The 223-nt window shown below is 48.0% G+C and carries 1 protein-coding gene; it reads left to right on the plus strand.

What is annotated here, in order from left to right:
• A partial coding sequence (locus tag ACGF5R_RS25120; protein WP_387693387.1) for a reverse transcriptase domain-containing protein occupies positions 1–223 on the plus strand: 223 nt, incomplete at both ends.

A 223-nucleotide genomic window follows, 5' to 3' on the forward strand; every position in this document is an offset into this window, starting at 1 on the left:
TGGCAGCAAGATTGGGTATTGGAGTTCGATATCAAGGGGTTGTTTGACAATATTCCTCATGATTTACTCATGAAAGCCGTGAGGAAACACACAAATAGCCCGTGGCTCTGCCTGTACATCGAACGCTGGCTAACGGCCCCGATGAAATGCCATAGTGAGATGTTATTCCGTGAGAAAGGGACACCGCAAGGCGGTGTGATTAGCCCGATACTGGCCAATTTAT

Source organism: Photorhabdus sp. RM71S (assembly GCF_042879355.1).
GTDB classification, from domain to species: domain Bacteria; phylum Pseudomonadota; class Gammaproteobacteria; order Enterobacterales; family Enterobacteriaceae; genus Photorhabdus; species Photorhabdus kayaii.